The organism is Pseudoalteromonas sp. H105, from assembly GCF_001469215.1.
Taxonomy (GTDB): Bacteria; Pseudomonadota; Gammaproteobacteria; order Enterobacterales; family Alteromonadaceae; genus Pseudoalteromonas.
This window is the reverse complement of the sequence record NZ_LOFH01000002.1, coordinates 186,192-212,164: the sequence shown is the minus strand read 5'-3', so window position 1 is coordinate 212,164 and position 25,973 is coordinate 186,192. Positions and strand designations below refer to the sequence as shown.

Sequence of the window (25,973 nt, the reverse complement as noted above, 5' to 3'; positions counted from 1 at the left end):
TTTAATAACCGCGAACAAAAAAGCCCACACAATTTTGTATGGGCTTTTGAATATAAAAGCGCCCGAACTGCTGGGCGCTTACATTGTTGAATTAAATCAAATATTACTGATTAACAACGCTTTTCAGTGGGTTTACTGGCTTTGCATTTTCATCTAACAAGTTTAAGTCAAAATCAAACTCATCAACACGAATTGCGCGTTCACGCTTTTTGTTGTAATCAATTAGTTTTGCATACTCATCTTCTGTGATGATGTTAGCCACAAGCGCATTATCAAGTGTTAACGCAAAACGGATACCTGGCTTGATTGTTTTGCTGCGCAACGCTTTTTTAACTTTTGCAAGTAAGTCTAAACACGCCATTTTAGCTTGGTATGCTTGTTCATTAATATGATGACCGTCGCCTTCAACTGGCTTAACTAAATGCGTGATTTGCTTTTTAAACGCTGTATCTAGCTGTGCTTGCTTAGAAAGTTCACGGATTAAGTCATCACTGATCTTTGGCATTTTAGTTGAGTAGTTCATGGTAATGAAACGCATAAACTTACGTGTACCACTTGCTGGGAAGTTATCTAAAAACTTGTGCAATGCTTCTTCAGCGCTTTGAAGAGCAAAACGAGTTGCATAGTGGAAGTATGGCGCTGCTTGTTCACGCTCACTGCTCGCTACTTTTTGCTCGTAGTACTTGATTGATGCCATCGCCGCATATAAAAAGCTCATCACATCACCTAGGCGTGCAGAAAGCATTTCAGCTTGCTTAAGTTTACCGCCAAGCACTAGTAACGAGAAGTCAGCATATACAGCGAGTTTAGCAGATAACTTTTGCGCTGCTTTTTCGTATTCGCGCACTTCTGGCAATTTAGACTCAGCACCCGCGGTAAATGGTAAAACACCTAAACGGAATGCACGTAAGCTGTTACCTACACTGTAACCAACTGTTTTACGTAGTATGCTGTTGAATTCTTTGTCTGCGTTTTTATCTTCACTGTGGATTGACTCAACCATAGATTGTAAATATGGGTGGCAACGCATAACACCTTGACCAAAAATCATTAGGTTACGAGTTAGAATGTTTGCACCTTCTACCGTGATAGCAATAGGCTGTGCCACATAGCCACTGGCTAATGTATTTTGCGGGCCATTTTGAATCGCTTTACCTGCTTGGATATCCATTGCTGAATCAAGTACATCGCGACCAATCTCTGTCATGTGGTATTTTGCAATCGCTGTAACAACGGATGGTTTTAAGCCCATGCCTAAGCCTTCAGTTGTCAGCACTCGCATCGCTTCTTGAAGGTATGTTTTACCTGCAATGTCTGCTAGTTTTTCTTGAATACCTTCAAACTGACCAATGGCTAAGCCAAATTGCTCACGCACTGCGGCATACTCAGATGCACCTTTAAATGCAACTTGTGACGAACTTACACCTAATGCCGGTAATGAAATACCACGGCCAGCGCCTAAGCAGCTAACAAGCATTTGCCAACCGCGGCCGATGTTCTTTTGACCACCAATAATGAAGTCCATTGGTACAAATACTTTGTTACCACGGGTAGTACCGTTGTAAAAGCGAATACCCATAGGATCGTGGCGATTACCAAGCTCAACACCTGGGTGCTCTTTTGGAATAAGCGCACAGGTAATGCCTAGGTTTTCTTTGCCGCCAAGTAGACCATCAGGGTCAACTACTTTAAAGGCTAAACCAAGCACAGTCGCGATAGGTGCTAACGTGATGTAACGTTTGTCCCATGTAATTTCAAGGCCTAATACTTCTTCACCTTTATACATGCCTTTAGTCACGGTGCCTAAATCAGGGATACCGCCTGCATCAGAACCCGCTTCTGGGCTAGTCAATGCAAAACAGGGAATATCACGGCCATTTGCTAAGCGTGGTAAGTAATGAGCTTGTTGCTCTTTTGTACCAAAATGAAGGAGTAACTCACCCGGACCTAATGAGTTAGGTACCATTACCGTTACCGCCACCGCAGAGCTTTTAGTCGCAATGGTTCCTACGATAGTTGAGTTAGCATAAGGGCTAAACTCTAACCCGCCGAACGACTTAGGGATGATAAGTGAAAAGAAACGTTCTTTTTTAAGAAAATCGAGAATGTAATCAGGTAAATGAATACCATTTTGAATCTCTGTATCATCAATCATACCCATTAGTTCTTGTAACGGGCCATCTATAAAGGCTTGCTCGTCTGCACTTAATGTTGCAGCTGGCACAGCGCGCAAGGCGCTAAAATCAGGCTTACCTTGGTAGATAGAGCCCTCTAACCAAACATCACCCGCATCAAGCGCTTCTTGTTCAGTAATAGAAATACTAGGTAACACTTTTTTTAATTTTGTACGTAAACTCATGATTAACTCATCCGACCAGATAATTTATAGTACTATTACGTCATAAAAATCGCTTTAGATCAATTGCTCTAACCAACTTTTTAACACTTTTTTCAATTTATTTATTTTTGGTATGCATAAGTTATTGAATAAAAACAGCTTACACGTGTAAGCTGAATTGAGGGTATTTTTGATTTTTGGTTCAATAAAAGCGCAAATCTATCATCTTATTTATCAAAAACACGCAAACGTTGCCTGTGTAAGTTTTTTTAAATCGAAAGGACAAAGCGCTATCTCAAGGCCGCGCTTACCTGCACTCACATAAATGGTGTTAAACTTTTCGGCACTGTGATGAATATACGTATCAAGGCGCTTTTTTTGCCCAAGCGGGCTGACTCCCCCTAAAATATAGCCCGTACTGGCAGTCACTTTTTTTGGTTCACCCATCGCTACTTTTTTAACTCCACATGCTTTAGCCAGTTGCTTTAAATTGACCTGCTGCGATACCGGCGTAATTGCTACAACGAGTTTGTTATTATTGGCTTCTAACACTAACGTTTTAAATACTTTTTCTGCATTTAATTCAAGATTTTCAATCGCTTCGAGTCCAAAGTGTGCTGCTGTTGCATCATGTTCATAACTTAATACGGTAAAGTTAATGTGCTCTTTTTCTAAAAGTATAATGGCCGGTGTCATTATTATTTATCCTTAAACCTGTACGTTAACCGTACTGCAAATGATTACATAGTTTGTAGAATATTTGGCCAGCAATAAAGCAAAAGTTGATTTTTATTTGGTTATTCATTGCACTAAAAAAAACATTATAAATAACCTGAATTCTGGATAATAAATTTATCTCCAGCGGCGACTTGTAAAAATTTATCATTTAATATCCGTATATTGATACATCTCTTAACCAGAGTTCAGGTTAAATAAAAATCTGGTTTTAATTTTATGCAGGGAAGGTTAACGCTTAGGCGGAGGGAGTGCTGCTAAATATAAGCGCGTACTTATGATTGAATACACACGCTATTTCTTTCAAAATATATTAAAAATGGCGCCATTTGGCACCATTTTTTAAATCACTTAACGATTGTTACTTGGTCAAATCATCAAAGAATTTTTTCACGCCATCAAAGAAGCCTTTTTCTTTAGGGCGGTTTTTTGAACCATCTTTGCCCATGCTCAGCTCAAGCTCTTCAAGTAATTCACGTTGACGTTCGTTTAAGTTAACCGGTGTTTCAATAACCACTTTGCAAAGCAAATCACCAACTGCACCACTGCGCACTGATTTAACACCTTTGCCACGCATGCGGAACATTTTGCCCGTTTGGCTCTCCGCAGGTATTTTAAGCTTAGCGCGACCGTCAAGCGTAGGTACTTCAATCTCACCGCCTAGGGCTGCTGTGGTGTAACCGATTGGTACTTCACAGTAGAGGTTGTTACCATCACGCACGAAGATTGGGTGTTCACGTACCGATACTTGCACATATAAGTCACCCGCAGGTGCTCCATGAGCGCCCGCTTCACCTTCACCAGACAAACGAATACGGTCGCCCGTATCAACACCCGCTGGTATTTTAACTGATAAAGTTTTGGTTTTCTCTACACGGCCTTGGCCATGACAACTGTTACAGGGATCAGAAATTATCTGGCCTGTGCCATGACACGTAGGACAAGTTTGCTGCACTGCAAAGAAACCTTGGCGCATTTGTACTTGGCCTGCACCGTGACACGTTGTACATGTTTTTGGTTTAGAACCAGGTTTTGCACCGCTGCCGTCACATGGAGAGCAACTCACCCACGTTGGCACTTTAATTTCAACTTCTTTACCACGAACCGCTTCTTCTAAGCTTAAGTCCATGTTGTAACGTAAATCGGCACCACGTTGTTGGCGAGATTGACGACGTCCACCGCCACCTCCGCCAAAGATATCACCGAAAACATCACCAAAAATATCACCAAAATCACCTTGGCCGCCACCAAATCCACCGTGGCCACCGCCACCACCTTGTTCAAAGGCTGCATGGCCATATTGGTCATACATTTGGCGCTTTTGATCGTCGGTTAAAATTTCGTACGCTTCTTTTACTTCTTTAAACTTACTCTCAAGCTCTTTATCACCGGCGGTACGATCTGGATGATATTTCATCGCTAAGCGTTTATACGCTTTTTTAATGTCTCTTTCGCTGGCATCTTTTGCCACACCAAGAACTTCATAATAATCGCGTTTTGACATATCTATCACACTACTCTTTTGCTACTGCAGCTTGGCTGCGGATAAACCGATAAATCAAATCGATTTACCATTCATTTTTAAGCTATTTTACATGTACGTCTTACATGCAAAAGGCGCGTTAAGCTTTAGCCTACGCGCCTCATTTGTTCATCCTAACTTAAACACCCAATTTAGTCATGGTGTTTTGCATTAGTGAGAAGCGTTGGCAACAATTACTTGTCGTCTTTTACTTCTTCGAACTCTGCATCTACAACGTCGTCATCTTGTTTAGCTGACTGTTGTGGTTGCTCGCCAGCGTCACTGCCAGTTTGTTGTGCTTTAGCTTGCGCGATTTCCATCAATTTTTGTGACTTTTCAGCAAGCGCTTGAGTTTTAGCCTCAATCTCTTCTTTGTTGTCACTCTTAATAGCCGCTTCTAGTTCTACAACAGCCGCTTCAATTGCTTCTTTGTCTTCACTAGGCAGTGCATCGCCAGCTTCATCGATTTGCTTACGCGTACCGTGAACCATTGCATCAGCTTGGTTACGTGTCGCTACTAGCTCTTCGAATTTTTTATCTTCTTCAGCGTTAGCTTCTGCATCACGAACCATTTTCTCTACTTCTTCATCGCTTAAGCCTGAAGACGCTTGAATCGTGATCTTTTGCTCTTTACCTGTATCTTTGTCTTTCGCTGATACATGTAAGATACCATCCGCATCTACATCGAAAGTAACTTCGATTTGTGGTGTACCACGTTGTGCTGGACGAATACCTTCTAGGTTAAATTGACCTAGAGATTTATTGTCGCTAGAACGTTTACGCTCACCTTGTAAGACGTGGATTGTTACCGCAGCTTGATTGTCTTCAGCTGTTGAGAACGTTTGCGATTTCTTAGTAGGAATCGTTGTATTTTTCTCAATTAGCGCAGTCATTACTGAACCCATCGTCTCAATACCTAAAGACAGTGGAGAAACATCGAGTAATAATACGTCTTTAACGTCACCTGCAAGTACACCACCTTGAATTGCAGCGCCTACGGCTACTGCTTCATCTGGGTTAACATCTTTACGTGGCTCTTTACCAAAGAACTCAGCCACAGTTTTTTGTACTAATGGCATACGTGTTTGACCACCAACAAGAATGATGTCGTTGATGTCGCTTACAGATAAGTCTGCATCAGCAAGTGCGCGTTTAAGCGGCTCAATTGACTGAGTAACTAAATCTTCAACAAGTGACTCAAGCTTAGCACGTGTTAGTTTCACGTTCATGTGCTTAGGACCTGTTGCATCTGCTGTTACATACGGAAGATTTACTTCTGTTGATTGTGCAGATGAAAGTTCAATTTTTGCTTTTTCTGCTGCTTCTTTAACACGTTGCATTGCAAGTGGATCGGTTTTTAAGTCGATACCTTGGTCTTTCTTGAATTCAGCTACTAAGTAGTTGATTACACGGTTATCGAAATCTTCACCACCTAAGTGAGTATCACCGTTTGTCGCAAGTACTTCAAATGTGTGCTCACCTTCAACTTCATCAATTTCAATGATTGATAAATCAAAAGTACCACCACCTAAGTCGTATACTGCAACGATGTTCTCGCCTTTATTTTTATCCATGCCGTATGCAAGTGCAGCAGCTGTTGGCTCATTGATAATACGTTTAACTTCAAGACCCGCAATACGACCCGCATCTTTTGTTGCTTGACGTTGTGAATCATTAAAGTATGCAGGTACAGTGATAACCGCTTCTGTTACTTCTTCACCTAAGAAGTCTTCCGCCGTCTTCTTCATTTTTTTAAGTACTTCTGCTGAAATTTGTGGAGCAGCACGTTTTTCGCCGCCCGCTTCAACCCATGCATCGCCATTATCTGCTTTGATAATTTCAAAAGGCATGATGCCGATATCACGTTGTACTTCTTCGTCTTCAAAACGACGGCCGATTAAACGCTTAATCGCAAATAATGTGTTAGTTGGATTTGTCACTGCTTGACGTTTTGCAGGTTGACCAACTAATGTTTCACCATCTTGCGTGTACGCAATGATTGACGGTGTTGTGCGATCGCCTTCCGCATTTTCAATTACGCGTGCTTTATCGCCATCTAGTACTGCAACACAAGAGTTAGTAGTACCTAAATCGATTCCAATAATTTTACCCATGAATCATCTCCAACTTCAAAATTCGTTAATACGTTCGATGACTAGTAAATAGGGATGCCCCAAACTGAATTCAACTGTAAAAATGAAAAAAAAGTAATTTTTTGTCATTTATTTTGCAAATAACCTTATAAGAAGTGTGGATTGCTGTTTTTTAGACCATTCCCGCCCGTTTTCGCAAGTGGTCTGATCAGTTTTTGTGTGATATAAATTACGTTAACAACTTATTATTAATAGGAACAGTTATGCACTTTGATGATTTATTACACGCTGCAACAAATATTGGTAACATGCCAGCGCTTGAGCAAAAATCAGCGACCATGCAATTTCCAGCTAATTGGTGCCAAGGTAGAACCGCATTTGGCGGGTTATCTGCTTCACTACTTTATCAAGCTATGCGCCAACAAATTGAGCCATCGCGGCGTTTACTATCATTAAGCACAAATTTTGTCGGTCCCTTATTAGCCGATACAGATTTTTCATTGCATGTTGAAATATTGCGTGAAGGTAAAAATAGTACACAGGTATTAGCAAAAGCCATGCAAAATGATCAAGTAAGCGTGATTGTTCAAGCATGTTTTGCTAAATCACGTAATTCTGGAATTCATGTACCCGTGTCAAAAGAAATGACTTTAACCCCTGTGGATCCTCGCTATACGCTTCCTTTTAAGTCAGGTGCCATGCCTGAATTTTTCCAACATGTCGATTTATGTCCACAACAAGGTGGTATGCCGTTTGTTGGTGCAGATACTTCGCATTTAGGTGGTTGGATGAAATTAAAGCACACTCCACAACATTTAAATGAAGCACACATTATCGCGCTTACCGATGCTTGGCCCCCCACTCTATTACAAATGTTTCAGCAACCTGCGCCGGCAAGCAGTATGTCTTGGTATTTAGAATTCGTGCAAGAACCACAATTAGCTGCGAGTGAATGGCTAGGGTTTGAAGCAATAACCCATCATTGTAAAGATGGGTATGGACTTGAAGATGGGGCTATTTGGTCACAATCCGGTGAGCTCATTGCGCTAACACGACAAACTGTGGCCTTATTTGACTAAGCCATCGTCTGGGGCAATCGCATAATTAGTGCCATCAAAGGCCATAATTGCGTTATATTCACCACTTTTTTTGATATGGGCTAGTCCCGTATCAAAAAGCGCTTGCAACTTCTTATTGTTAAAATATGCAGGACGCGCGGCTTCACTGAATATAGGGTGTATTGTTATCTCTTTTGTGTCGTTGTCTTGCTGATATTGCTGTAGATAATACAAAAATACACGCTTTTCGAGTACGACTACATCGACCCACTCTTTCATTAAATGATCAACCTGGGCTTCCTGATTTACAACTTCTTCGTAGTAATTTAATCTCGCAGTCACCCTTTTATAAGGATGAGGTAAAAATGAAGTGGCATTTTGAAAAGCTAATACACTTTTACCTGTTAACGCATAAACAGAATTTATCTTAAAATTATTTTTAGTCAGGCTTACTGCCACATTTTGATAGGACAAAAGGCTTTGACTCGGGTAGATTCCCATAATACGGAGCCTGCGTAATTCACCGCAACATCTATTTCAGATTGCTCTAAGGAGTACTCTACGCGTTTATTAGACATGTAGATAATATTCAAATCAGTGATGCCTTGGCTTTTAAAAGCCGCTTTGATTAGTTCTAGCTGCAAACCTGAATTGTCTTTACTAAATACGTAAGGAGGTAATGAAGGGCTTACGCCAATATTGATAGGATTAGTCGATTTTTGCTCTGTCAGAGCATGCGTGTTGACGCAAAATAAAATGAGGCAGAAACAAAATAATTTATTCACAAATGGACCCTTGAGGCATAGATTCCGCCCAAATGCGTACGTATATGACTCTATTCACTGTAATACTAATAATAGTGTATTTAAAACAATCATCCAATTGTAATTCATATTTATTTAATGCAGACTTTAATTAGTGTGTACTTTATTTGGCCATCGCATTGCAAACAGCTTGTCCTAACTGTGACTTAATTATTGAGCTACCTCAAATAGCAGCCAAGCAGATAGCTGTGTGCCCTCATTGCCGCACTAAATTGTCTAGCGCAAATACAAACAATGACATCCTTATTGTTGCATTAAGTATCAGTGCATTAATCATGCTTTTAAGCAGTATGTTCTACCCTTTTATTTCATTCAGTAGCAGCGGTATTACGCAAACCATCACGTTACCTGATGCAGCAAAAATTTTATTTAATTATGACAGTGAATTACTCGGTATCTTTATTGACGTAAGCATCATTGGTTTGCCCATGGCGTTACTTGCATTACTCATTCCACTTCACTTAGGGCTTTTAAAAGTACTGCCGTTTGCTATTGCAAAACGTTTACTCAAATTCACGTTGGCGTTAGAGCCATGGATCATGTCAGAAATTTTTCTGATTGGTGTGCTTGTCAGCATGGTCAAAATAATGTCGATGGCGGACATTAGCTTTGGGATTAGCTTTTGGGCTTATATCTGTTTTGTCATTTTTTATATTGCGGCCCTCACACATTTAAATCGTCAACGCCTATGGGAGCAGGTGCGGCCACTTGCTAATATTAGTGAAGCAAACAGCGGCGACAGAGGTATTGATAGAAATATTAGAGCATGCCACGTGTGTCATCAATTGTCAGAACATGAATATTGCCCTCGCTGCCACAGTAAGGCCCATGTTCGTAACCCTAATAGTATTCAAAAAGCGCTCGCGTGGTTGTTAACTTCCGTAGCGTGTTATATCCCTGCAAATGTATACCCAATAATGTATACCACCAGCTTAGGGGATCAATCTGCGTCTACGCTAATCGGTGGAGTGATTGTGCTATGGCAAGCAGGCTCCTACCCTATCGCGATAATTATATTTCTAGCGAGTGTGGTTGTGCCACTGGCAAAAGCGCTGATATTAATCTTTTTGTGTATTATCGTGAAATACCCAGCAAATAGTCAGTCAATACGGTATACCAAAGTGTATCAATTAACTGAGTTTATTGGTAAATGGTCTATGATTGATGTATTTGTAGTCGCAATTCTAGTAGCCTTGGTGCAGTTGGGTAATTTAATGTCTGTGAGTCCGGGTATCGGGACTGTGTTTTTTACTGCCATGGTGCTCAGCCAAATGATGGCTGCACACGCATTCGACCCTCGACTTCTTTGGGATTCGCCAAATAACGTAACACGTAATTAGAGAAAGTGCATGAGTGAAACAGCCAACGTAAAACAAGAGCCTCGAATTTCTGCTATCTGGATTATCCCAATAATAGCGTTATTTGTGGGCACGTGGATGTTATACCAGTACCAAGCAAATAAGGGCGCGACGATATACATCACCATGACACAAGCGGAAGGAATTATAGCCGGTAAAACGGAAATAAAAGTGCGTAGTGTCAAAATAGGCCAAATTGATCATATTCGACTTTCTGATGATACAAATAGCGTCATTGCGCGCGCGCAAATAGAAAAACATTACGATAGTTTACTGACAGAAGACGCCACTATGTGGGTCGTAAAACCGCGTATTGATGAAACCGGTATTAGTGGCATGAGCACCTTGTTATCTGGTGTGTATTTAGAATTTGCCCCAGGAGAAAGCAAGCAAACAAAAGAACATTTTACGTTACAAGATGAACCGGCATTGATTGGCAAGGATGTCAAAGGTGGACGCTTTGAATTACAAAGCTATCATGCCGAGGTAATGGATGTTAGCACCAGTATTTATTATAAAAATTATAAAATTGGCCAAGTAGAAACCGCTACCTTTGATTGGAAAAACCAAGCGATGAAATACGGCATCTTCATTAATGAGCCGTATCAAAATTTAATTACTCTTAACTCAATCTTCTGGGTGAATGCAGGAGTAGAAATTGACTTATCTGCCGATGGCATTAACGTCAATACTGGGTCTTTAAGTAAACTACTTAAAGGCGGTATTTCTGTTGGCTTACCAGAACAGCAAGCCCCTGGTGACAGCGCCAATGATGGTCATGTGTTTTCATTGAGTAAAAGTTATAAACATGCCCTTGAAGAACGCTTTTATGATTTTGACTACTACCTGATTGAATTTGAACAGTCGATACGTGGTTTAAGAGCAGGTGCCCCCGTTGAATATCGAGGTATGCGCGTTGGTACTGTCGTCGAGGCTCCTGCCAATGTGATGATCGACGGCGTGCCCGCTCACTTTAGAACAGATAATACCGCAGTCCCTGCACTGATAAAAATTGAATATGGCCGCATATCTCATAACAGTGATCAGGCCCGTGACTTTTGGCGGAACAGTGTAGACGGATGGATAAAAAATGGTTTGCGAGCTTCTCTTAAACCAGGAAACCTGCTTACTGGTGCCGTTTATGTTGATTTTGACATTTACCAAGATGCCGTCGAAGCAGAGCTAACAACGGTTTCTCAATACCAAGTATTCCCAAGCGTTTCCAGTGGGATCACGGTCTTGGCGGATCAAGTCTCAGATGTACTCAATAAAGTGAATAACTTAAAGATTGAAGACAGCCTTGCTCAAATGCAATCTACATTCACTGATTATCAAGCGCTTGCCAATGAAATGCGTGACTTGCTTAATCAACAAGATACACAAGATTTGCCCGGCGATATTAATCGTAATTTTGCAGAAATGACCAAAAGCATGCAACAATTTGATGTCACGATGAAACAGTTCGAAAAAACCATGGCAAGTTATCAGCAAGGTTCGCAATTTCATCATCAATTACAACAAACGCTTTCTGAATTTAAGCGCTTAAGTGAAGAGTTACAACCTTTAACACGTGGCTTAAATGAACAGCCAAACATGTTTATTTTTGATAAATCACTACCAGCCGATCCCACACCGAGGAAACAATAAATGCGCATTTCTACGTTAATAAACACGCTGCTCGTTACCTGCTGCATGCTTGGAATTGGCGGCTGTAGCCAAGCATTAAATGCGCCAGTGAAGTATTTTCAGTTCAATCAAAAAATAACCCCCATGGTTCGCACCAGCGATAATACCGATGCTCAATTACGTATATTAACCGTCAATTTGCGGGGGGCATTAAACAATCGCGGTATTGCCTTAGAAGTTGACAATAATCAGATCACGGCTGCAAATTATCACTTATGGAGTGAAGCACCAGATAAAATGCTAACAGCAAGCGCACACCAAACTCTGTTTAGTCAATTAGATAAGTGGATGGTCGTAAAAGGCTTACCTGTCATAACCGATACCGATCAGCAAAGCTTTTATGAAATTGAATATGAAATTCATCATTTCAATGGAGACAACGCAGGGAATGCAGACATATCAGGATTATGGCGCTTGTATCACAGCACATTCGAAAATGGCCGCACATTAAAGGAAATTCACTATTTTAGTGAACTTACGCCCTTAAAGGATGATGATTATAGTGGCCTCGTTGAGACCCTCGAACAAACTTGGTTAACTATTAACTTAAAGGTTGCGGCGCAATTGAAAGCAATCCAACTTAACATTAAAACCCCCTAATATATAAGCTAATTGGCTGTTTATCAGAACTTGCTATAACATCCGTTACCTTTGAAAAGTTTAGCTTTTTAAGTATTCGCTGTGACGCTGTGTTACCTGTTGATGTAATTGCTGTGATCTTTTTAAAACGATTTTTTACATGACGAATCAACATATCACATGACTCTGTTGCGTAGCCTCTCCCAGTATATTGTGATAAAAATGCATAACCAATATCTGGAAAATGTAAATAATCTCGCTTAAACAGACCGACCATACCAATCGGTGTAGAATCTTTAAGTGTTACGATGTAAGGGCCAAAGCCATTTATTTGATGGGAATTGATGAATGCGTTTTGAATATAATCCTCCGCCTGCTCGCGTGTATAAATCCCTTTATCTGCAATGTTTTCATAAAAACAGGGCTGATTTAGCAGCATCAAAATAAAAACGCTGTCACTCAATTGACCTTTTCGCATTATTAAGCGTTGTGATTTGATATTATCCATAACATCCTTTATGCCCACGTTTTTAACTTTGGCTCACCTTTACAACTTGCTTACCAGTAAACCCACCTTGTAGCTGTTTATTAAGTGCTGTAGAGACATTAGAAGCATTAAACTCAACAGAAATAATACAAGGAATGGTCAATGTTTTGTTTGCAAGGCTTTCTAATAGCAAATTACCCATAAAGCTCATTCTTTGCTGTGCACATAGGCTATTTGCAAGCCACGCACCACCTAATGAAACAATACCGATATTGGGAGCTCGGCGAAACATCAACTCTTGCTCAAAGGCAGGTAACGGGTTCAAACACGCGATGCGCCCACAAAAACGCATTAACTCAACATTACGGATGGTCGCTTCTCCCCCAATTGAATCTAGGACGGCATCAAAGCCTTGCGGCCCAAGCTCTCGGCGAATTTTATCGGCTAATTTTTTATCTTGATAATCAAATGCAACATCGGCGCCTAATTGCTTAACAAGCTTATGGTTTCGTTTACTCGCCGTCGTAAACACTGTAGCACCACGTTGTTTAGCAAACTGAATTGCAAATTGACCAACAGCACCTGCTCCGGCCTCAATTAATATTGAATCCCCTTCGCTTAATTGCAATTTGTCCAACGCAACTAATGCCGACATTCCTGCGCAAGGTAATGTTGCAGCATGGCTTGATTTAACCGAATCTGGGATCACTGACACCGCAAAATTAGGGACTTTTACGTATTCAGATAACACACCTTGCTCACCTAAATTTCCGTGGAACATCACGCGGCTACCTACACCGGGGAACACGCCTTTATCAGCCTTAACCACTACACCAACAGCATCTAAGCCTAATGTATGTGGGTAACTCCATTTACAAAAACCCGTTTTAGCGAACTGCGCATCCGTGGGGTTTAACCCCACATACTCCACTTTTATTAACAAATCATTCCCTGATACATCAGGCACAGGTATTTCACGTTCACAAAGTAAAATCTGCTCGTTAGGTTCCTCAAGTACAATTGCACGCATGGACCTTGGAATTGTCGATAAAATATCAGTATGTGGCATTAATGACTCTATTTAACTAATTAACTAGCGCATAGCTCCAACGTCCATTGAATACTTGATAGGTAGCTACCTTAGCAAGTAACGATGAAACGGTTGAATCAACTGCATTCTCTTGGGCTATTAAAACATCCTGTCGCGCATCTAACAACTCTAAGTAGGGTATTTGCCCTTCTTCATACATCGCTTGTGCTTGTAGAAATGCATTATTTGCATAGTTAAAACGCGCGTTGGCGTACGTACTTTGTTCAGCGTGTTTAACTAAACGCTGCAACGCTAATTCACTTTCGCTCATCGCATTTAACACGACTTGTTGGTATTGACTGTAAGCCGCTTGCGTTAAATATTGCTGGGCATCACGTTGAGCAAGTAAAGCAGGGTAGCTTAATAATGACCACTGGACCTGCGGGGTTAACTGCCATTGCTGTTGTGTATCCGATAACCCAGTACTCCCTAAACTAATAACCCCTGCAAATGCATTTAAGCTAATATCAGGCAATAATGCTTTACTTGCTGCCACGCTAAGTGAGTTGGCTTGACTAAATTCAAACAGTGCTCGGCTAATATCTGGCCTCAATGCAATCGCATCGCTTGGATTAACCAAACTGACCGCAAATTGGTGAGTAAATACGTCTCTCTCGTCCGCGATAGTCAAGTCACTTGCAAGCTGCCCTGTGAGTAAAGCTAACATAGACAAGTCACTAAATTGAGCAAATTCAATCTCAGGTAACAATGCTTGTTGTTGCTTTAACTGCGCTAGCGTACGATTCAAATCAAGCTCACTTGCCATCCCTTCTTCAACACGTGCTTTCAATACATCAATACTTTGTAAGAGTGCGTCTATTTGAAACGTGATGATTTGCCTTTTTTGTAAGTTACCTTGGTAACTTACAAAACCTTTCACCACTGAAGAAAGTGTTTCTATTTGCAATACCCTTACTTGCTCAGCTTGACTCATTGCACCGGCATTTGCAGCATCAACCAGTGCAGTGACTTTACCAAACAAGTCTATTTGCCAATCTAAATTAGCACCACCTTGCGATTGCTGTGATTGACTATTTCCAACGCTGGTACGTGTCGCACTTACGCTAATATTCCCTTGCGGTAAATACTCCGCGCGTTTGGCACCTAACCGCGCTAACGCACTTTGTAATTCAAACTGGCGGGTTTTTAAATCAAAATTATTACTGCGTGCTTTCATCACCAAGTCATTGAGTTGCTGTGAGCCTAATTGTTGCCACCAATTGAGCTCATCGGTCCCTTGTAATTGCTGTGCGATTTGCGTTTTCTCAACAAATGACTGTAAATCTGATTGATACTGCTGCTCATCAATTTTGCTCGCACAACCGCTTAGTAAACCAGCAATAATCACAGCCGTTAATCGTAACTTATTCATTAATTTGTTCCTTTACTGGTGCTTTACGTGTCTTGGTTACTAAGATATAAAATACCGGCGTAAACAATAAGCCAAACACGGTGACCCCTATCATGCCTGAAAATACCGCATTTCCCATTGCATGACGCATTTCAGCACCAGCCCCTGTTGCGAACACAAGTGGAATAACACCAGCGGTAAAAGCAATTGATGTCATTAGTATTGGACGTAAACGCATCCGACAGGCTTCTAAAATGGCGTCAAAATGACTCATGTCCTGTTTGGTTTTATCTCTTGCAAATTCAACCATCAAGATGGCATTTTTCGATGCCAGTGCCACTAACACAATTAACGCAATTTGCGTAAAAATATTATTATCATCGCCCACTAACCACACACCCATTAATGCAGAGAATATCGTCATGGGTACAATCAAAATAATAGCTAATGGCAAACGTAAACTTTCATACGTCGCTGCTAATACCATAAACACAAGTAAAACAACTAATGGGAAGACATACACCATGGTGTTACCCGCTAAAATTTGCTGGAATGTCACTTCAGTCCATTCATACTCAATGCCTGTAGGAAGTGTATCGGCTAAAATAGCTTCAATTGCTTGCTGTGCTTGATCAGAGCTAAAACCAGGTGCAGGACTGCCATTGAGTTCAGCACTTGGGTAACCGTTGTAGTGCATAACGCGATCTGGCCCAATAGTCGAAGTGGCAGTTAGTACAGAACCAAGTGGCACCATGTTGCCTTGATTATTACGCACTTTGAGGTTTAATATCTGCTCTGGATCGAGCCTGTATTGAGCATCTGCTTGCGCGTTCACTTGGTACGTACGACCAAACATATTAAAATCATTTACATACATTGAACCTAAGTATATTTGCAACGCATTAAAGACTTCATCCAGAGGAATGCCCTGTATTAAAGCTTGCTCACGGTCAATATCAATATCCATTTGCGGCACTTGAATACGAAAGCTTGAATACATCCCCATTAACGCAGGATCTTGCTGTGCTTGTCCAATCACCGCTTGAAGGCTATTAAATAAGGCTTCAAAGCCTTTATTGGCACGATCTTCAATTTGTAGTTTAAAGCCACCCGTAGTCCCTAAACCTTGAATTGGCGGTGGCGGGAATACAGCAACAAATGCCTCATCAATTGCTGAAAAACGCTGGTTCAATTGTGCGGCAATTGCCATGGCAGATAGATGTGGATCTGCTCTTTCGCTAAATGCATCTAAAGGAGTAAACACAATGGCGCTGTTGGGGCTATTCGTGAATCCGTTAACAGACAATCCAGGAAACGCCACTGTATTTGCAACACCGGGCACGTTTAATGCGATTTCTTGCATTTGCTTTACAACATCTTGTGTGCGATCAAGGCTTGCAGCATCAGGCAGCTGCGCGATGGCAACTAAGTATTGTTTATCCTGCGCAGGAATAAACCCACCTGGAACAGCATCAAACAGCTTAATTGTGCCGCCAACTAATGCAATATAAACAACCATGACGATCACACTCATACGCATTAATTTTTGTACCAGCTTTTGATAGCCCTTAGCGCCGCGGTCAAATAGGCGATTAAACGGATTAAACAACCAACGACCAAATAAGCGATTAAGTAAACGTGTTAATGCATCAGGTTTTGCATCATGGCTTTTAAGTAATAAAGCAGATAATGCAGGTGACAGTGTCAAAGAGTTGAAGGCTGAGATGACCGTTGATATGGTGATCGTTAATGCAAATTGTTTATAAAATTGACCCGATAGACCACTAATAAACGCGGTAGGAATAAACACGGCACACAATACCAATGCAATCGCAATAATTGGACCGGTAACTTCAGTCATCGCCACCCGTGTCGCTTCGATAGGTGATAACCCTTGGCCGATATTTCGCTCAACATTTTCAACCACCACAATCGCATCATCAACCACAATACCAATAGCCAAGACTAAACCAAATAACGATAATGTATTAATTGAGACACCTAACCATTGCATAACCGCAAACGTACCAATCAACGAAACTGGAACAGCAATTAATGGGATAATCGATGCTCGCCACGTTTGTAAAAACAATACGACCACAATCACAACCAGCGCAATGGCTTCAAGTAAAGTAGCAATAACGGCATCGATTGAGCCACGTACAAATACGGTCGGATCATAAACGATATCGTACTCAACACCGGCAGGAAACGCCTCTGATAATCGCGCCATAGTCTCACGCACTTGATCCGAAAGCTCAATCGCATTTGAACCCGGTCGTTGGAATATAGGCATAGCCAATGCAGGTTGATTATCAAGCTCAGCACGCAATGAGTACGTGTTTTGCCCCAAATCCACTCGTGCAACATCACTCAAGCGTGTTAACTGACCCTGCTCACCCACTTTAATAATGACCTGCTCAAATTCTTCAACACTGTTCAAACGCCCTTTAACATTCAGCAATACTTGAAATTGACTCTCTGTGGACGCAGGCTGTGCACCTAAACTCCCTGCCGCCACTTGTTTGTTTTGAGCCCGAAGCGATGAAACAACATCCATGGCTGTCAAACCACGGGCAGACAATGCATCTGGGTTTAGCCACACTCGCATAGAATACTGGCCACCGCCAAATAACTGCACATCACCCACACCCGCTAATCGTGCGATCTGGTCTTTAATATATAAATCAGCATAATTCGATAGGTAGGCTGTATCATGTGTTTTCTGTGGTGAATATAAATGTACAACCATGGTCAAATCAGGCGATGATTTTTCTGCAACCACACCCAAGCGTTGAACTTCTTGAGGTAGGCGGGGTAACGCACTGTTTACGCGGTTTTGCACTTGTACTTGTGCTCTATCAAGATCGGTACCAAGCGCAAATGTGACCGTTAGCGTCATTCGGCCATCACTGGTCGCTTGTGAAAACATGTACAACATGTTTTCAGTACCATTTATTTCTTGCTCCAAAGGTGTTGCCACCGTTTGAGCTATAACCGTTGGGTTTGCACCTGGGTAGTTAGCGGTTACAACCACGGTAGGGGGAACGACTTCAGGATATTCACTCACGGGGAGCTGAAATAGGGAGATCCCACCAGCAATGAGAATAATTAACGACAGCATCGCTGCAAAAATCGGTCGCTGAATAAAAAAGTGCGAAAATTTCATGGTGCGTCCTACTTCTTAGCCATTAAGTTATGAGAAGACGGTTGTAACGTAAAGGCAATACCCGAGGTATCTAATGTTACTGTGTTAGGTGCTACAGGCATCCCTGGGCCAACTCTAGCAGGGCCATTGACAGCAATAACATCAGTGTCAGATAAGCCTGACGTTACCACCCTAAAACGCCCATACCGTTCACCCACAGTGACCAACTTGTACTGCAAAATATTGTTCTCGCCAATGGTTAATACAAAACGGTTTTTAAGGTCGGTGCCAATAGCACGATCAGGCACAATTATGTGCTCTTGCACTACATTAGCTGCGAGTTTTATACGCGCAAATGACCCTGCACGTAATTCATTTTGCGATTGTTCAAAACGTGCTCTTACGCGCAATGTGCCTGTCGCAACGTTAATCTGATTATCGATAAAATCGATATACCCTGCATGGTCAAATGTTGCTTCACCGACTTTTTGCATCACAACCGCTTGCTTATCTTCGCGAGTCACATCGCTAAGTGAACGATTCCATGTGCGTTCGTCTACATCAAAATACGCATACATGGTTTTATTCGACACAATCGAGGTTAAAACAGAGTGCCCAGCTTGCACATTATTGCCTTTAGTAATGTTCGCGCGAGAGATAATACCGTCTATCGGTGAGCGAATTTGAGTAAAAGCCAAATCAAGCTCGGCTGCGGTTAATTGCGCTTCATAAGCCGTAAGCTGTGCTTGGCGTTGATGCAATGTTGAAGTGCGTGATTCAGCTTGTTCTGTTGAAATTGCTTTGCGCTGCGTTAATCGTTCAGCTCTTTTTGCTTCGCTGCGCGCTTGTTCTAATGCAGCTTGGGCGCTGGTGACTTGCGCTTTCAAACTTGCTACATTAGCCGCGTAAGGACGTGCATCTAGCTCAAATAATAAGTCGCCTTTTTTAACCGCATCCCCTTCTTCAAACGCTATATTCTCAATGACACCCGAAACACGCGGCATCAAAGAGACTTCCTCAGGTGCCTCTAAGCGTGTTGTGTATGTATGCCAGCTTTGCACTGGTTTTGTAACAACCGTTGCCACATCTATGGGTTGTAGCTGTTGTTGTTGTGAATTTTGTTGTGCTGGCTCTTCTGCACACCCGCTTAAAGTTAACAATGCCGCTAAAATTGCGGTAGCTATTAAATGTTTGTTCATATCGACGCTTCTCCATTTTATCTATTGCTAAATGGTACGGAACAAACATGCGGACAAAAACCATAGATTTTCAAATTCATTAATGCCAAAATGGCATCAATTATTGCTGAGTGGATTAATTATGGACACAACGAGTCGTTTATTGATGCTATTAGAAGTCGTCGAGAGAGGATCGTTTGCTAAAGCGGCTGAAACACGCAATATCGACCGCTCAGTGATCTCAAAACAAATTAGTCGCTTAGAAGATGACTTAGGTGTTCGATTGCTAAATAGAACAACACGGTCTTTTTCGCTAACCGCTGCTGGCGCTGAAATGATAAAGAAAGCGGCAGAGCTCAGAGAGCTGCTAGGTGAAACCGTTCGCCTTGCTGAGAATTACCATCAAGAACCTCGCGGTGTACTTAAAATAACCTCCTCTACAATTATTGGCAGACGTTACTTACAACCCGTTATAAACGACTTTCAGAAACGCTTTCCGCAAGTAGAAGTTGAATTGAGACTTGATGATAAGTTAGTGGATTTAGTATCTGAAGGGTTTGACTTGGCTTTTCGTGTTGGTGAACCCAAAGACTCTTCGCTCATTGCCCGTAAAATTGCACGCAATAGATTATTACTATTAGCGTCACCTGAATTTATAAGCACTTATGGGATGCCTAAATGCATTGAAGACTTGGCCGATTTACCTGCCGCAAGCTACTCAAGTACGTCATTAAGGGTCGAAGGAGTACGCTACCTTGATCAATATGGTGATGCCCAAGAGCAAAAAATAAAAAGTGTGTTTAGAGCAAATGATGCCGAAGTGTTGCTGGATAAAACGCTCTCTGGTACAACTTATGTGCTGGCCCCCGCATTTATAATAGATGACGAGGTCACTTCAGGGCGATTAATACCGTTATTAACAGATCTACACCTTACAGAGTATAGTGCAATGTACGCAGTGTATCCTCATCGAGATTTACCCGTTAGAACACGTCTTTTCTTTGATGCTATAAGAGAACATTTAGGCAAAGACACGCCACTTTGGGAAAAAAATGTGCCTGATTTTGATCGTATGTATCGTGGGCGTTAGGACGTCTTTTTAAGATTATTAATCAAAATTAGCTTCTATCAGTGCCATAATGACACGGTTTCTGCTATTTCGTTTTGCTTTGTCGCACCTGCCATTAAACACTGTAACAATGAAGTTCATTTGTTTATATTGCGCAACGCCCAGAACTACCTAGTAGCTATAGGCTGTTCATTAATAAAATACTTAAGAAACGAACTAAAATAGAAAGTCTTAACCAGTAGACTTACCACCGTCGGATCGGGCTAATCGGCTATTAAGTCATCTATTTCTTCAATCATATCGCTAAACTTATCCTGTGCATGTTCTATCTGCTTTGCTGTTAATGTTTCACGTAATGAGACTAATAGTCTCGCGTACTGCGCGCGATTTTGCTTGTTCAACGCAATCAACTCATCACTCATAAAAGCCTCGCGATCGGTAATAATATGCATCATATTTTGTTCAAATACTGGCGGAGTGATGGCTGGATCATCAAATACAGTGATCAAGGCCTCTAACCGTGTCGTTTTGTAACTTTGCCACAGGTTGAATCGTGATACATAATTATCATTTGCTATCGAAATGAGCGTTACTTGTTGCTTAGAAAGCTTACCTAACCACTCTTTGTATGTGTCTATTTGTTTTTTTAGTCGCGAATCGCTTCGTTCTCTGTCTGTTTGCTTATTGTATTCTACCTGCTCTTCATTCATATCATCACGAATTGTAGAAATAAGATGTGTTCTTTGCTTGTCGTCAAGCGTTTTAGCCACTTCAATTAAGGGCATCGCAATATGATTTACCAATGTCTGCCAATGACCGCTTGAACGATTAAAGTGCTCAATCAATGCTTGCTCTGTTGGGGAGTTATTCAGTAACGTTTCTAGATGAATAAGATCTGTTTTATAGAGGGGTAACTGGCTTTCTCTATGCCAATCACGTGTGTCTTTTACTAACGACTTCATTATTTTTGATTGCTGTTTGTTCAAGTCGATATAATCATCAATCCAAAAACCAGACAACCACCCTATATTATTATAAGTAAAAGTTGCTGAGCATCCACTTAGGAACACAATGAGCGCAACCAACAAAGTATTTCTAAAATTTAACTTATTATTTTTTTTATGCATGTAATAGACCCGCGGTTATTCTAACAATAACTTAATTAACTTTAGTTATACCACAAATAAATGTGTTTAGATCACAAACAAATGATAATGATTACCACTTAGTTGTTGACTAAACAATCAAACTAAGTGATAATCATTTGCATCATCGCAAAGTAAACTATTTTATGTCCCGACCTCAGTGCCTAAGGATAGAGTAACCAGCACGGATGCTGGACCTATTATATTTTGCGTTGATGAAGAGCGTGCCGCTTCAGTGAAACCCTTTACTCGACCCAATGTGTTTCATTTTAAGATCACACTTACTTGCTACATTGCTCATATCGGTGACGGTAGATATGAATCAAAAAGCCCCTCAGGGGCTTTTTTTATTTCTTTAATTTATTCCTTAATATCTGTATCTTACCCTCATTATTACGATTTTTAATTATAAGTTGGGGTTTTCTGCAGCTTAGAACTAAAATTACATAGTTACAACTTATTGGAGGTTTTGTCATGTGGCAACCGAAATTAAAAGTATTGTTAATGATGGGTGCGTTAAGCATATCTAGTTTTACTCATGCGGGCTTAGAGGAAGGGATTAAAGCCGCCAATGAAGGGCAATTTGAAGAAGCATTAAAAGAGTTTAATTACCTTGCAGACAAAGGGTTTGCACCAGGTATTTATGAACTTGGACAGTTATACGAAAATGGCCACGGTGTAACACGAAATTATCGTAAAGCGGCTGAACTTTACCAACAAGCCGTTAAGAAAAAGCACGTTGACTCTATGTTTGCGCTCGCTGTGCTCTATGATGAAGGCAAAGGGGTAAAGCTCGATAAACAAATGGCCGTGTCTTTATTTAAACAAGCTGCTGAAAAGAACTTACCAGCCGCGCAATTTAATTTAGGTGTTATGTATTCAAATGGCGATGGCGTTATACTTGACTACAAAGAAGCACTTAAATGGTATGAGAAAGCGGCAGGCAATAACTACTCTCTCGCTCAATTCAATATTGCGTTAATGTATTTTGAAGGACTAGGCGTACAAAAAAATATCGAAAAATCGTATATTTGGAACTCAGTGGCTGAGTTTAACGGCAATTTAAATGCCAGCCATAGCCGTAAACTTGATGAAAGAAAGATGCTTCCAGCCGAAATAGCTGAAGCTAAAGAAAAAGCGAATGAATTATACGAACGAATTCAGGCTGGTCTTTACGCTGGTGAAGGCAGAATATATTAATAATTAGTAGTCCTAATGAACCTGCCCGTTACAACAACTAATTAAAAGAAGTTGAATCGGGCGTGTATTATTTTAATATCACTGCGTCGCTGGTGTGTTTTAATTGCGAAAGTACATCCATCTAAGCAGCTTAATAAGCAACCTATTTTGTGATAACAGTAAATTTAAGCGCGGGTTAAATTTACCACTTACTAATTTACTTCTTACATGGCTAAAGGTAATAAACCCTTCTCTGCCATGATAATTCCCCATACCAGATTGCCCTAAGCCACCAAATGGAATATCTTCTGCTGTCACTTGCATCAGCGTATCATTGAGCGCTAATGTACCACTTTGTGTTTGCATCTCAATAGAATGGTTTATCTCCTTATCATGACCCATTACATACAATGCCAAAGGTTGAGGATGGTTATTAATGTATGCGACTGCATCAGGTAATGCCTCATAACCCATAATGGGTAATATCGGCCCAAATAACTCTTCTTGCATCATCAACATATCATCATTCACATGTGTCACTATGTGCAAACCCATACGATGCTTCTGCTGGTCTGTCATATTCTCATCAAGGGGCTGTATTATTTGTGCGCCTTTATTTTTTGCATCCTCAAGTAAACAACTTAGCCGTTTATAATGGTGCGCATTTATTACAGATGTTAAGTTTTTTCCCTCAACACCAAGCCCATAATGCTTTTTATATAACCTGCACAACGCTTGCGTTAACTGATGCTGTAAAGTGTTAGGCACTAAGACATAATCCGGTGCGACACAAATTTGACCTGCATTTGACATTTTACCAAATAAAATCGCTTTGGCTGCTTTATCAATATCTGTTACTGGTGTGATCAAAACAGGAGATTTCCCGCCTAACTCTAGCGTTACTTGGGTCAAGTTTTTACTCGCAGCAGCCATGACATGGCGCCCAACATTGGTCGACCCAGTAAAAAATAAATGCGCAAATGGCAAACTTGAAAATTGCTGACTTAATGGCGCCTCACCTTCTATTACCGTGCAATGCTCACTCAATTCTTCACTAAAAAGTCGCTTTATGATTTGGTTAGTCTGAGGCGTAAATTCACTCAGCTTAAGAAGCACGCGGTTACCCGCTGCAAGCGCAGTAGCAACAGGGACCAAGGCTAGTTGTATAGGATAGTTCCAAGGAGAAATTATACCCACGACTCCCATTGGTTGGTAACTAACAGAGACTGAAGAAGGCGCTAACGATATACCCGCATGACGAGGCGTATCCTTTGACCACTTAGGAAGGTGTTTAATATTATGAGAAATTGCTTTTATTGTCGGTAATATATCACCCATTACGGTATCAAAACCCGTTCTATACCCAAAGTCCTTCGACGTTGCTGCTACTAACTCATCTTCCAATGAAATAATCTTGCTTTTAAGTATTTTGAGTAAAGTAATACGATCTTTAATTGCGGGATAAGGAGTACCATTAAAACGCGTTTGCATTACAGTAAATGCAGACGTTAAATCAGCCGAAATACTCGTACTATCAGTCAAAAGAATGCCTGTTTATTAAAATAAGGAGTGGATTACTATAACTTTGTTTACTTAGATGGGCAATAAAGAGTGCTTATGCATCGCCTAAGCACTCTGGGTTGGGTAACTATGATTTAGAATTTAAAAATAGATGCTGCTAACGTCATTGTAACTAATGTTATCAACACAATAGCGATGATGTTTAAAACGAACCCTGACTTAATCATATCGCGAATCTGTATCTGACCAGAGCCAAAGACAATCGCGTTAGGGGGCGTTGCAACAGGCATCATAAAGGCACAACTACATGCAATTGCAGCAGGAATAACCCACACTAATGGTGTGCCTGTGATAGATTCTGCCACCGGCCCTAGTAATGGTAAAAAGCCAGCAGCAGTTGCTGTATTACTGGTTATTTCAGTTAAAAATGTGATTAAAGTTGCCACCAACAATACACTCAACACTAAGGGTATGGTGTCTGCTCCTTCAATCATGTGCGCAATGTATTCAGCTAAACCAGAGGATTTTATTTGCGCAGCGAGAGTTAAACCGCCACCAAAGAGCAATAACACGCCCCAAGGTACGCCTGATGTACTTTGCCAATCTAAAATACGCTCATTACTGCCTTTGTTTGCTGGTAAAACAAATAACAGTAATGCAGCAGCAATCGCAATTCCCGTATCAGATATTTTCAAGCCCGTGACATCACCAAGTAAAGGCCTAAAAATCCAACACACAGCTGCCAATGCAAATACCACTAGCACACCTTTTTCTGCACGTTGCATAGAACCTAGCTCTATCAACTGAGAACTAAAAAGTGATTTAGTATCTATTTTTGCAGTACCTGTCTCTGATCTATCAACTTTATACGCAAACTGTGTGAGCCATACCCAACAAATAAACAACATAACGAGAGATAAAGGAACACCCACCATCATCCATTGTGAAAAACCAATTTCAATTTGATAACTATCCGATAAATAGGCTGCCATTAATGCATTAGGTGGCGTTCCAATCAATGTAGCGATACCACCGATACTTGCGCCATACGCAATCGATAATAATAGTGCTTTACCAAAGCCATTGTTATCAGGGTTCGACTGTTGGACTAGGTGCGTGATTGATAATGCAATCGGCAACATCATCACTGCGGTCGCTGTGTTAGACATCCACATTGATAAAAAAGCAGTTACAAGCATCATCGCTAAAATTTGGTAACTAGGCTTAGTTCCCGCATAAAGCATTGTTTTCAATGCTATACGTTTATGTAGGCCCCAGCGTTCCATGGCAATCGATATTAAAAACCCGCCCAAAAATAAAAAAATCAGAGGATGAGCATAAGGTGCAGCAACACTTTTAATCGATGCAATATCCGCTAAAGGTGAAAACACGAGCGGCAAAAGTGATGTCGCGGGTATAGGCACTACTTCACTTACCCACCACGATGCCATCCAAAATGCTAAACCAGCAGTTCGAAAAGCGGCTACACTCAGCCCTGATGGAGGATCCATTAGGCAGGTGATTAACATTATGCATGGACCTAACAACAGCATAATATACTGCATAAGCGGTGACTTACCTTGATCGTTATTGATTAATTCACTCATCACTT

20 protein-coding genes are annotated in these 25,973 nt (G+C 41.1%); 6 read left to right on the top strand and 14 right to left on the bottom strand.

Going from position 1 to position 25,973, the window contains the following annotated elements; all coding sequences use genetic code 11:
- Positions 1-103: 103 nt before the first annotated feature.
- From ATS75_RS04490 to dnaK, 4 genes are all read right to left on the bottom strand, one after another.
- Positions 104-2,359, bottom strand: coding sequence for an acyl-CoA dehydrogenase (locus tag ATS75_RS04490; protein WP_058559236.1), 2,256 nt, complete (start codon positions 2,357-2,359; stop codon positions 104-106).
- A 213-nt stretch (positions 2,360-2,572) separates the two neighbouring features.
- Entirely contained in the window at positions 2,573-3,034 is a 462-nt protein-coding gene (gene ybaK, locus ATS75_RS04485) for a Cys-tRNA(Pro) deacylase (protein ID WP_058559235.1), read from the bottom strand.
- A gap of 400 nt (positions 3,035-3,434) precedes the next feature.
- Positions 3,435-4,577 carry a molecular chaperone DnaJ gene (gene dnaJ, locus ATS75_RS04480; RefSeq protein WP_058559234.1) on the bottom strand — a complete coding sequence of 381 codons (1,143 nt, stop codon included), beginning with the start codon at positions 4,575-4,577 and terminating at the stop codon, positions 3,435-3,437.
- 212 nt (positions 4,578-4,789) lie between these two features.
- Positions 4,790-6,709 carry a molecular chaperone DnaK gene (dnaK, locus tag ATS75_RS04475; RefSeq protein WP_058559233.1) on the bottom strand — a complete coding sequence of 640 codons (1,920 nt, stop codon included), beginning with the start codon at positions 6,707-6,709 and terminating at the stop codon, positions 4,790-4,792.
- A gap of 242 nt (positions 6,710-6,951) precedes the next feature.
- Here dnaK and ATS75_RS04470 point away from each other — a divergent pair, with 242 nt between their 5' ends.
- Complete coding sequence (locus ATS75_RS04470; protein WP_058559232.1) at positions 6,952-7,767, top strand: acyl-CoA thioesterase; 816 nt, start codon at positions 6,952-6,954, stop codon at positions 7,765-7,767.
- Here ATS75_RS04470 and ATS75_RS20575 read toward each other — a convergent pair.
- Together ATS75_RS20575 and ATS75_RS20570 are read right to left on the bottom strand one after the other, a co-directional pair.
- Positions 7,756-8,247 carry a transporter substrate-binding domain-containing protein gene (locus ATS75_RS20575; RefSeq protein WP_235591128.1) on the bottom strand — a complete coding sequence of 164 codons (492 nt, stop codon included), beginning with the start codon at positions 8,245-8,247 and terminating at the stop codon, positions 7,756-7,758. The genes ATS75_RS04470 and ATS75_RS20575 overlap by 12 nt on opposite strands.
- Positions 8,196-8,531 (bottom strand): hypothetical protein, encoded by a 336-nt coding sequence (locus ATS75_RS20570; protein ID WP_235591127.1) that lies wholly within the window; start codon positions 8,529-8,531, stop codon positions 8,196-8,198. Before ATS75_RS20570 ends, ATS75_RS20575 begins: the two co-directional genes overlap by 52 nt.
- A 158-nt stretch (positions 8,532-8,689) precedes the next feature.
- Here ATS75_RS20570 and ATS75_RS04460 point away from each other — a divergent pair, with 158 nt between their 5' ends.
- Genes ATS75_RS04460 through ATS75_RS04450 form a run of 3 tightly spaced genes read left to right on the top strand, consistent with a single transcriptional unit; the run spans position 8,690 to position 12,214 of the window.
- On the top strand, positions 8,690-9,910 hold the full coding sequence (locus tag ATS75_RS04460; protein ID WP_058559566.1) for a PqiA/YebS family transporter subunit: 1,221 nt from the start codon (positions 8,690-8,692) through the stop codon (positions 9,908-9,910).
- A gap of 9 nt (positions 9,911-9,919) precedes the next feature.
- Positions 9,920-11,575: an intermembrane transport protein PqiB gene (gene pqiB / locus ATS75_RS04455; RefSeq protein ID WP_058559231.1), complete on the top strand. Its 1,656-nt coding sequence runs from the start codon at positions 9,920-9,922 to the stop codon at positions 11,573-11,575.
- Positions 11,576-12,214, top strand: coding sequence for a PqiC family protein (locus ATS75_RS04450; protein WP_058559230.1), 639 nt, complete (start codon positions 11,576-11,578; stop codon positions 12,212-12,214).
- On the opposite strand, the gene ATS75_RS04445 is transcribed toward ATS75_RS04450, so the two are convergent.
- The 5 genes from ATS75_RS04445 to ATS75_RS04425 are packed head-to-tail and all read right to left on the bottom strand — an operon-like array spanning position 12,201 to position 19,468.
- The gene (locus ATS75_RS04445; protein WP_058559229.1) at positions 12,201-12,701 is read right to left on the bottom strand and encodes a GNAT family N-acetyltransferase; all 501 of its coding nucleotides are present in this window, start codon (positions 12,699-12,701) and stop codon (positions 12,201-12,203) included. The two genes, ATS75_RS04450 and ATS75_RS04445, sit on opposite strands and share 14 nt — an antisense overlap.
- 22 nt (positions 12,702-12,723) lie before the next feature.
- Positions 12,724-13,749, bottom strand: a complete 1,026-nt coding sequence (locus tag ATS75_RS04440) for a zinc-binding dehydrogenase (protein WP_058559228.1) — start codon at positions 13,747-13,749, stop codon at positions 12,724-12,726.
- Positions 13,750-13,765: 16 nt separating this feature from the next.
- Complete coding sequence (locus ATS75_RS04435) at positions 13,766-15,142, bottom strand: TolC family protein (RefSeq protein ID WP_058559227.1); 1,377 nt, start codon at positions 15,140-15,142, stop codon at positions 13,766-13,768.
- Positions 15,135-18,290, bottom strand: a complete 3,156-nt coding sequence (locus ATS75_RS04430) for an efflux RND transporter permease subunit (protein ID WP_058559226.1) — start codon at positions 18,288-18,290, stop codon at positions 15,135-15,137. Before ATS75_RS04430 ends, ATS75_RS04435 begins: the two co-directional genes overlap by 8 nt.
- An 8-nt stretch (positions 18,291-18,298) precedes the next feature.
- Positions 18,299-19,468 carry an efflux RND transporter periplasmic adaptor subunit gene (locus ATS75_RS04425; protein WP_058559225.1) on the bottom strand — a complete coding sequence of 390 codons (1,170 nt, stop codon included), beginning with the start codon at positions 19,466-19,468 and terminating at the stop codon, positions 18,299-18,301.
- Between the two features lie 121 nt (positions 19,469-19,589).
- Between ATS75_RS04425 and ATS75_RS04420 the strand changes: the two genes are divergently transcribed.
- Positions 19,590-20,537 (top strand): LysR family transcriptional regulator, encoded by a 948-nt coding sequence (locus tag ATS75_RS04420; RefSeq protein WP_058559224.1) that lies wholly within the window; start codon positions 19,590-19,592, stop codon positions 20,535-20,537.
- A gap of 242 nt (positions 20,538-20,779) precedes the next feature.
- Here the strand turns inward: ATS75_RS04420 and ATS75_RS04415 are convergent, their stop codons facing one another.
- Positions 20,780-21,643, bottom strand: a complete 864-nt coding sequence (locus ATS75_RS04415; RefSeq protein ID WP_058559223.1) for a DUF6279 family lipoprotein — start codon at positions 21,641-21,643, stop codon at positions 20,780-20,782.
- 492 nt (positions 21,644-22,135) lie between these two features.
- Between ATS75_RS04415 and ATS75_RS04410 the strand changes: the two genes are divergently transcribed.
- The gene (locus ATS75_RS04410; protein ID WP_058559222.1) at positions 22,136-22,861 is read left to right on the top strand and encodes a tetratricopeptide repeat protein; all 726 of its coding nucleotides are present in this window, start codon (positions 22,136-22,138) and stop codon (positions 22,859-22,861) included.
- A 99-nt stretch (positions 22,862-22,960) separates the two neighbouring features.
- Here ATS75_RS04410 and ATS75_RS04405 read toward each other — a convergent pair whose 3' ends face one another.
- Positions 22,961-24,382 (bottom strand): coniferyl aldehyde dehydrogenase, encoded by a 1,422-nt coding sequence (locus ATS75_RS04405; RefSeq protein WP_058559221.1) that lies wholly within the window; start codon positions 24,380-24,382, stop codon positions 22,961-22,963.
- Positions 24,383-24,495: 113 nt separating this feature from the next.
- Positions 24,496-25,968: an SLC13 family permease gene (locus ATS75_RS04400; protein WP_058559220.1), complete on the bottom strand. Its 1,473-nt coding sequence runs from the start codon at positions 25,966-25,968 to the stop codon at positions 24,496-24,498.
- Positions 25,969-25,973 lie beyond the last annotated feature (5 nt).

Bases quoted from the DNA above. Each gene is read 5' to 3' on its own strand.
- ATS75_RS04490 (WP_058559236.1), bottom strand. From the start codon at position 2,359: ATGAGTTTACGTACAAAATTAAAAAAAGTGTTACCTAGTATTTCTATT.
- ybaK (WP_058559235.1), bottom strand. From the start codon at position 3,034: ATGACACCGGCCATTATACTTTTAGAAAAAGAGCACATTAACTTTACC.
- dnaJ (WP_058559234.1), bottom strand. From the start codon at position 4,577: ATGTCAAAACGCGATTATTATGAAGTTCTTGGTGTGGCAAAAGATGCC.
- dnaK (WP_058559233.1), bottom strand. From the start codon at position 6,709: ATGGGTAAAATTATTGGAATCGATTTAGGTACTACTAACTCTTGTGTT.
- ATS75_RS04470 (WP_058559232.1), top strand. From the start codon at position 6,952: ATGCACTTTGATGATTTATTACACGCTGCAACAAATATTGGTAACATG.
- ATS75_RS20575 (WP_235591128.1), bottom strand. From the start codon at position 8,247: ATGGGAATCTACCCGAGTCAAAGCCTTTTGTCCTATCAAAATGTGGCA.
- pqiB (WP_058559231.1), top strand. From the start codon at position 9,920: ATGAGTGAAACAGCCAACGTAAAACAAGAGCCTCGAATTTCTGCTATC.
- ATS75_RS04450 (WP_058559230.1), top strand. From the start codon at position 11,576: ATGCGCATTTCTACGTTAATAAACACGCTGCTCGTTACCTGCTGCATG.
- ATS75_RS04445 (WP_058559229.1), bottom strand. From the start codon at position 12,701: ATGGATAATATCAAATCACAACGCTTAATAATGCGAAAAGGTCAATTG.
- ATS75_RS04440 (WP_058559228.1), bottom strand. From the start codon at position 13,749: ATGCCACATACTGATATTTTATCGACAATTCCAAGGTCCATGCGTGCA.
- ATS75_RS04435 (WP_058559227.1), bottom strand. From the start codon at position 15,142: ATGAATAAGTTACGATTAACGGCTGTGATTATTGCTGGTTTACTAAGC.
- ATS75_RS04430 (WP_058559226.1), bottom strand. From the start codon at position 18,290: ATGAAATTTTCGCACTTTTTTATTCAGCGACCGATTTTTGCAGCGATG.
- ATS75_RS04425 (WP_058559225.1), bottom strand. From the start codon at position 19,468: ATGAACAAACATTTAATAGCTACCGCAATTTTAGCGGCATTGTTAACT.
- ATS75_RS04420 (WP_058559224.1), top strand. From the start codon at position 19,590: ATGGACACAACGAGTCGTTTATTGATGCTATTAGAAGTCGTCGAGAGA.
- ATS75_RS04415 (WP_058559223.1), bottom strand. From the start codon at position 21,643: ATGCATAAAAAAAATAATAAGTTAAATTTTAGAAATACTTTGTTGGTT.
- ATS75_RS04410 (WP_058559222.1), top strand. From the start codon at position 22,136: ATGTGGCAACCGAAATTAAAAGTATTGTTAATGATGGGTGCGTTAAGC.
- ATS75_RS04400 (WP_058559220.1), bottom strand. From the start codon at position 25,968: ATGAGTGAATTAATCAATAACGATCAAGGTAAGTCACCGCTTATGCAG.